Here is a 7,372-nt window from a genome sequence, read left to right as displayed (position 1 = left end):
CCAGCACGGCGATTGCCTATGGGCTCATCGGTCAACCGGTTCCGGCGCGGGCCAACGCCAGGAACTCGCGGCGGCCAAGCGCGCCGCTCTTCGCGCCTTTCGCAAATGTGCCGATCGCCGGATGAAGAGGTCTGGATGTCATATCGGTTCTCCCATTGTTGATTTTACGCCCAAATTCGGTGGAATGCCCTTGCCGCGTCGTTGCTGGGCGCTGTTTTCTACAAGACGCAGCGGATGGCGGCGGGGCCGCGACGGCGAGGGGAAGGCAAGATGAATCTTCTGACGGCGATGCGGGTGTTCGATCGGGTCTGCCTGCTGGGCAGCCTGTCGGCGGCGGCGCGCGATCTCAACATGTCGACGACGGCCGTCAGCCGCACCATCAAGGAACTGGAAGACGACCTCGGCGTCCGGCTCATCAATCGCACCACAAGGCGCCTCAGCCTCACAGAGGCGGGCCGCGACTATGCTCCGCGTGCCCGCATCCTGCTCGACGACATTTCCGAACTGCAGGATTCGACGCGCGGCCTTCACAAGGAGACGCGCGGCCTGATCCGGGTTTCCTGCTCCAATGTTCTGGGCCACACGCGCATAACCAAGCTGGTGCCGAAATTCCTCGAAGAGAACCCGCTCACCACGATCGAGTTCGACCTCACCGCGCGTTATGTCGTCGGCATTGTCGAGGAAGGCTACGATGTCGCCATCCGCTTCGGCGGTCAGGCCGATTCCGCCTTGATTGCCCGCCGGCTTGGGGAAGTTCGCAACTATGTCTGCGCCACGCCCGATTATTGGGACACAAACGGCCGCCCGGTCCACCCGGATGAGCTGGCAAGCCATTCCTGCGTGCTGAGCAATTTCGCCAAGCGGCTTGGCACATGGCCTTTCATCGGACCAGACGGCCCTTTCGATGCGGCTGTCGGCGGGCGCATCTCGACCAACAGCGTCGAGGCCGCCTACCAGATGACCACCGCCGGTTTCGGCATCGGCAATCTGCCCAGCCTGCTGGTCGATGCTGCGATCAGCGACGGCCGGTTGGAAGTGCAGCTGGATGAGTTTCGCCCCGGCTCCAGCCCGATCTACGCACTCTATCCGCACCGCACCTATATTGCGGCCAAGGTGCGCGCGTTCGTCGATTTCCTGATCCGCGAACTGTCGGCCGACTTCACCGCCTGAAATGCTGCCCGATTGCCGGCCAACGCCGTCAGGGGCCTGGCGCGAACGCCAGGCCCCTGCTGCCCCCGTCGCCCGACGCGGCAGCGTCATTTCCACCAGGCGGTGGTGTCGTACATCGGTCCCGGCTCCTCGAAGAGCTTTTCGTATTTGCACAGTGCCGGCGTCTTGCCGAGCGGCACCGAAACACCGTCCCTGAACGCCCATTCGCCACGTTGCGTCGTATCCGCCCGCACATAGCTGGACAGTGCAAAGGCGCGGTCGTGCTGTGACCTGTTGGGCGAGGAGCCGTGCACGGTGAGCAGCCCCCATAAAGCAAGATCGCCCGGCTCCAGCACCAGCGGAACGATGGTCGCCGGGTCGATGCCGACCTTGCGCAACTCTTCTTCGGCGGTCAGACCCTTCATCAGCTCGCCGGTTCCCTCGTCCGACAGGCCGAGATAGCCGAGCTTGTGGCTGCCGGGCACGACCTGAAGACAGCCATTGTCCAGCGTCGCCCGATCGACCGCGAGGCCTGTTGTCACGGTGGCGTCGGCGACATTGTCGAAGGCGGCCTGGTTACGGAAGCGCAGATCCTGGTGGAAGCGATAACCCGTGACATTGGCGCCGGGCGGCTTCCAGTGCAGCTGTTGGGCGATCTGTTTTATGTCGCGGCCGATCAGACCCTCGAGCAGCTTCAGATAGTCGGGATTGCGGCGGAACTGCTCGAAATAGGAATTGATCCAGGAAAACCAGTAAGCCTGCAGCACATATCGTTGGCCAAAGTCCGATTCAGGCAGGATCTGGAAATTCAGGTTGCCGTGCCGGAAAGTGGCGTGATGCTTGAGGCCATCGGCATAGACCGCATCGGTTTCCTTCTTCAGCCGGATCATCTCGTCGCCGTCGACGAATTGTCGAACGACCGCATATCCTTCCTCGCGGTACTGCTCCACCGCTTCGCGTGCCTGCCTGTCCGTCAGCATATCCGTGACAACCCCCGTCTGTGATCTGTGTCGATCGTAACAAACGGGTTGCCGGCGATAAGCCGTGGATTTTGGCATCGACTTTCCCGATTATCGGGAAATTGAGCGGGGCCTCAAAGGTGCATTGGCCGCAACCGGCTGATCAGATACGTGCTGCGCCGGCAGGCCCTAAAAATAGGTTCGCGGCGCGACAAGGTTCTTCTGCTGGCGAACATAAAAACAATAGAAGCCGAACGCCGCGGCAAACCACATGAAGGCCTCACCCATGGCCAGCCGGTTGTTGGAATTGGTAAGGATGCTGAGGGCGAAGAAAACCAGTGTGGAGATGTAACAGGACCATGCGGCCGGAGCGACAAGCTTGGCTCGCATGGCCAGCAGAACCTGCCTGGCCGACCAGGTGTAGAGAAAGGCAAAGAACGCCAGTCCGACCACACCATAGCGCACGACAATTTCCAGATAACCATTGTGGAAGACGTTTAAGATCATGGGATGATAGGTTCTGTTCTCCCACTCGGTCAGCCAGCTGGAACTGGCTCCGAAGATCGGGTGGCGTTTCCAGATATCGATCGCATCCGCCCACAGCATCAGCCTTTCCTTGGCTGCAAGCGGAACCGCATCGCTCGCGATGGCGCGGTCGAATGCGGGAAGGACGCCATGCCTGAACACATCCGGAACCAGGGTTTTGACGAAGGTCATGGTGTCGCCGGCGGTGGACGAGAAGATGTTGTGTGTTGCGACAATGCCGGCCGCCACGATCGCCAGCACGCCACCCGAAACCAACAGTTCGCGGCGATGGCCTCTCGCCAGGGTCATGACCGTCAACAGGAGCAGCGCAAGCGCAAGCGCAAGCCACACGCCCTTTGACCGCATCTCGATGATATTGACGACGGCAAGCAGCAGGACGGCTGTCGACAGCGCCCAATAAAGGTTCTTGGTTGCTTTCCCGAGGTCCGTTCTCTGGGCCGTGTAAGCCATGAATTGCAGCGTGCAGAGGAAGATGAAACCGGCCGCCACCGACGCGTGGATGGGATTGTTGAAAAGCCACGGGGCCGGTTGGATATCCTGAAACATGTTCGAACAGGCGGTGTCCGCCGCCAGGAAGACAAGACTGAGGATCATGAACCAGAGGACCAGCCGTGCGGGCTGCCTGACAAACAGCAGAAAGGCGAATCCGGTCGTCGCATAGAACAGCGGAAACATGTAAATGCCTTCGGCGCCACCCAACTGGTGGGTGCCGAAATAGACGATCGCCAGTCGGATGAAGACATAGAGCGACCAGCCCAGACACAGGAAGCCGACCCAACCGATCAGTGGTTTGCTGTAGGTCCACAAATCCACCCTGAACCAGCGGATGACCGCGACCAGGGCCAGCGCCAGGCCCGCATAGCGGTAGGTGTCTGCCTCGCGCCACACCGCGGAAACCATGGCGAGAACGGCGAGTGCCGCAAGCAACAGAAGCAAGGTGTGGCGCGGCGCGTTGTCCTTGGCATAGTCCAGGGTATCTCGCGGCAAAGGGGGCCGCAGCAGGACGTGATGCAGGCGGCGCAGCTCGTCACTGGCCCGCAACACCCCGGCACGTAGCCGGCTCGGCCCCCCCAACCTTGCGGATTTGTAGCTTCCCGAGGGACCGGCTATGCCGGAGATCTCGCTGCTGGCGGCGAAGCCAAGCACGTTTTGGCGGGCCGAATAGACCTTCAGACCGGTATCCCAAAAGCGTTCGAGCGCGACGTCCCATGGCATTTTCATGACGGCGAGCGCCGACAACAGACCCTGCGCGCCCTCCCGCGTCACCAGATAGGCGGCGGCCGAGCCTTGCGGGCCATGCAGCGCACGACCGATCTCGTCGCCTTCCGCCGTCTCGACGGCGCGCATGAAGAAGCTGATGCGATGGTTGATCAGTTTGATGACGTCGAAATCCGGCACCGCCGCGATGACGGCCTCGATGCGCCGCATGGTGTCTTCGCTGAAGAGGACGTCGTCCTCGACGATCAGGCCATGGGCGCTGCCACCGGCCACGAACGTTTCCAGCGCCTGGATATGGCTGCGGTAACAGGCATATTCGCCGGAAAGGATGTCGCGCCCGCTCAGCTTGCGTGCGGCTGGCAGATCGATCTCCGTCCAGGCCTCTTTGGCAAGCGCATGGCCGTCGACGGCGGCAATGCGCTGCAAGGTCAGGCCTGCCGCTTCGGCGCTGGCGAGCAATTCGCTCCAGCGCTGGGTCTCGCGATCGAGGTTGATGGCGAAGATAGGAAGGTTCATTGAAGTTCCATGTTGAGCCGCCACCCACCCGGCCGACCTATGTATGGAAAGAAGGAGATGTTCAAGGCGACACTATCCAGATCATGTGCAAGACCTGAATTTGCCGCGACGGCTTTGGCTCATCTGAATTTATGACACAATCGAACTGTTAGCCGATCGGCTTCATGGAAGATCGCAAAGGTACTCTCGGTCCTAAGTGTCCGGAACGGACCTGAGCGGGATGGCTGGGGCGCCAGGATTCGAACCTGGGAATGTCGGTACCAAAAACCGATGCCTTACCACTTGGCGACGCCCCAATTGCCGTCAGAGTCGCTTGTGCGGCGCGTTATTAGCAGAGCAGCCAAAAAGCACAATGCCCCATGAATGGTGGTGAGAACGCCTGTTTGGGCAGCAAAAGCAACGCCACCAGACGGCACCAGCTGGCTATTCGGACCACACCGCCATCTCGTTGCCGGCCGGATCGGCAAAGTGGAAACGGCGGCCGCCAGGGAACGCGAAGATCGGTTTGACGACCGTGCCGCCGGCGTTTTCGACAGCCTCGAGGGTCGCCTCCAGATCCCTGCTGTACAGCACCGGCAGCGGCTTCGATGGCGCTTCGGCGGCGTCGGCCTGAAAACCCCCGTCCAGGCCTTCGGCAAAGGCCGAATAGGTCGGCCCATAGTCAGTGAACGACCAGGCAAAGGCGGAACTGTAGAAGGCCTTCAGCCGGTCCAGCGTTCCGCCCGTAGCCGGCATTTCCAGATAGTCGAGTTTTCCGGACAGTTTCATAGCCACCTCTTTGTTCACTGTATGTTCTACTCCAGAATCCCCGGCATAGCAAACCTTTTTGCCGCATCCTGAGGCACGGCTTTGCTTAATCGATTGTAGTGGCCGGGCGGCTTTGCCGACGCCTTGCCTTTCGCACTGCAGCATCATATCGCTCCAAGGGCGGACCGGCGGAACTTTCCGTTTCGCCAATCTTTCCAATCTCCTGCAACCGGAGAGCGATGCATGACCAAATGGGTTTTCACCTTTGGCGATGGTGCGGCGGAGGGCCGTGCCAGCGACAAGAATCTCCTGGGCGGCAAAGGCGCCAACCTAGCCGAGATGTGCAGCCTGGGGCTGCCGGTGCCGCCGGGCTTCACCATCACCACGGAGGTCTGCAACGCCTACTACGCCAACGGCCGTATTTATCCGGCCGGGTTGGAAGCCGATGTCGCGGTCGCGCTCGATCACATCGGCCGGCTGACCGGTCGTCGGTTCGGCGACCCGTCGAAACTGCTGCTGGTGTCGGTGCGTTCTGGCGCTCGCGCCTCGATGCCCGGCATGATGGACACCGTCCTCAATCTCGGCCTGAACGACGAGACGGTCGAGGCGCTGGCCGCCGATTCCGGCGATGCGCGCTTTGCCTATGACAGCTACCGCCGCTTCATCCAGATGTATTCCGATGTCGTCATGGGTCTCGACCACGAAGTGTTCGAGGAAATCCTGGAGGACCAGAAGGGCGGGCTCGGGCACGAGCTCGACACCGAACTGACGGCGCTCGAATGGCAGGGCGTCATCGCGCTCTACAAGGCCAAAGTCGAGGAAGAGCTTGGCAGGCCGTTTCCGCAGGATCCGCATGAGCAGCTCTGGGGCGCGATATCAGCCGTGTTCTCGAGCTGGATGAACAACCGCGCCATCACCTATCGCCGCCTGCACGATATTCCCGAAAGCTGGGGCACGGCGGTCAACGTCCAGGCCATGGTGTTCGGCAATATGGGCGAAACCTCGGCCACCGGCGTTGCCTTCACGCGCAACCCATCGACCGGCGAAAAGATGCTCTATGGCGAGTTCCTGGTGAACGCGCAGGGCGAGGACGTCGTTGCCGGCATCCGCACGCCGCAGAACATCACCGAAGCGGCGCGTATCGCAGCAGGCTCGGACAAGCCGTCGCTGCAGAAGCTGATGCCTGACGCGTTCCAGTCCTTCGTCACCATCTCCGATAGTCTGGAGAAGCACTACCGCGACATGCAGGATCTCGAATTCACCATCGAGCGCGGCAAATTGTGGATGCTGCAGACCCGCTCCGGCAAGCGCACCGCCAAGGCGGCGCTGAAAATTGCCGTCGAGATGGCGCGCGACAGGCTCATCACGAAAGAGGAAGCCGTTGCCCGTATCGACCCGGCCTCGCTCGACCAGTTGCTGCATCCCACCATCGACCCCAAGGCCGCGCGCGACGTCATCGGCATCGGACTGCCGGCCTCGCCCGGTGCCGCTACCGGCGAGATCGTCTTTTCCTCAGCTGACGCCGAGGACTTGAAGACACAAGGGCGCAAGGCGATCCTAGTGCGCATCGAGACCAGTCCCGAAGACATCCACGGCATGCATGCGGCGGAAGGCATCCTGACCACGCGCGGCGGCATGACCAGCCACGCCGCGGTGGTGGCGCGCGGCATGGGCAAGCCTTGCGTCTCGGGTGCCGGCTCGCTGCGCGTCGACTATAGGGCCGGCACGCTGCTCTCGATGGGGCAGACCTTCCGCAAAGGCGACATCATCACCATCGATGGCGGCAACGGCCAGGTGCTGAAGGGCGCGGTTGCCATGCTGCAGCCTGAACTGTCAGGCGATTTTGCCGCCATCATGGAATGGGCGGACGCGGTGCGGCGCATGAAGGTGCGCACCAATGCCGAAACACCGCTCGATGCGCGCATGGCGCGCTCCTTCGGCGCCGAAGGCATCGGGCTTTGCCGCACGGAGCACATGTTCTTCGACGGCGACCGCATCGTCGCCATGCGCGAGATGATCCTGGCCGACACCGAAAAGGACCGGCGCGCCGCACTCGCCAAGCTTCTGCCCATGCAGCGCTCGGATTTCCTCGAACTGTTCGAGATCATGGCCGGCCTGCCGGTGACGATCCGACTGCTCGATCCGCCGCTGCACGAATTCCTCCCCAAGACCGAGGCTGAAATCGCCGAGGTCGCCGCCGCCATGAACGTGTCGCCCGACAAGCTCAGGCAGCGCAC

General features: G+C 61.9%; 5 protein-coding genes and 1 tRNA gene. 2 read left to right on the top strand and 4 right to left on the bottom strand.

All coding sequences use genetic code 11. From position 1 onward, the window contains the following. The first annotated feature begins 270 nt into the window (after positions 1-270). Complete coding sequence (locus EN879_RS17705) at positions 271-1,170, top strand: LysR family transcriptional regulator (RefSeq protein ID WP_013532748.1); 900 nt, start codon at positions 271-273, stop codon at positions 1,168-1,170. Positions 1,171-1,256: 86 nt separating this feature from the next. On the opposite strand, the gene EN879_RS17700 is transcribed toward EN879_RS17705, so the two are convergent. The 4 genes from EN879_RS17700 to EN879_RS17685 all read right to left on the bottom strand — a co-directional run bounded on the left by EN879_RS17700 (position 1,257) and on the right by EN879_RS17685 (position 5,156). Further along, on the bottom strand, positions 1,257-2,129 hold the full coding sequence (locus tag EN879_RS17700; protein ID WP_164745819.1) for a phytanoyl-CoA dioxygenase family protein: 873 nt from the start codon (positions 2,127-2,129) through the stop codon (positions 1,257-1,259). A 168-nt stretch (positions 2,130-2,297) separates the two neighbouring features. Then, positions 2,298-4,388, bottom strand: a complete 2,091-nt coding sequence (locus EN879_RS17695; protein WP_013532746.1) for a glycosyltransferase family 25 protein — start codon at positions 4,386-4,388, stop codon at positions 2,298-2,300. Positions 4,389-4,609: 221 nt separating this feature from the next. After that, a tRNA-Gln gene (locus tag EN879_RS17690) sits at positions 4,610-4,684 on the bottom strand. 127 nt (positions 4,685-4,811) lie between these two features. Continuing rightward, a complete protein-coding gene (locus EN879_RS17685) occupies positions 4,812-5,156 on the bottom strand; it encodes a VOC family protein (RefSeq protein WP_013532745.1) in 345 nt (114 codons plus the stop codon). Between the two features lie 222 nt (positions 5,157-5,378). Between EN879_RS17685 and ppdK the strand changes: the two genes are divergently transcribed. Then, positions 5,379-7,372, top strand: a 1,994-nt coding sequence (gene ppdK, locus EN879_RS17680; protein ID WP_127274155.1) for a pyruvate, phosphate dikinase, incomplete at its 3' end; no start/stop codon positions are given.

The organism is Mesorhizobium sp. M7A.F.Ca.AU.002.02.1.1 (assembly GCF_003998535.1).
Classification (GTDB): Bacteria; Pseudomonadota; Alphaproteobacteria; order Rhizobiales; family Rhizobiaceae; genus Mesorhizobium; species Mesorhizobium ciceri.
The sequence above is the reverse complement of the archived record's forward strand: the minus strand, read 5'-3'. Positions and strand labels throughout refer to the sequence as shown.

Bases quoted from the DNA above. Each gene is read 5' to 3' on its own strand.
- EN879_RS17705 (WP_013532748.1), top strand. From the start codon at position 271: ATGAATCTTCTGACGGCGATGCGGGTGTTCGATCGGGTCTGCCTGCTG.
- EN879_RS17700 (WP_164745819.1), bottom strand. From the start codon at position 2,129: ATGCTGACGGACAGGCAGGCACGCGAAGCGGTGGAGCAGTACCGCGAG.
- EN879_RS17695 (WP_013532746.1), bottom strand. From the start codon at position 4,388: ATGAACCTTCCTATCTTCGCCATCAACCTCGATCGCGAGACCCAGCGC.
- EN879_RS17685 (WP_013532745.1), bottom strand. From the start codon at position 5,156: ATGAAACTGTCCGGAAAACTCGACTATCTGGAAATGCCGGCTACGGGC.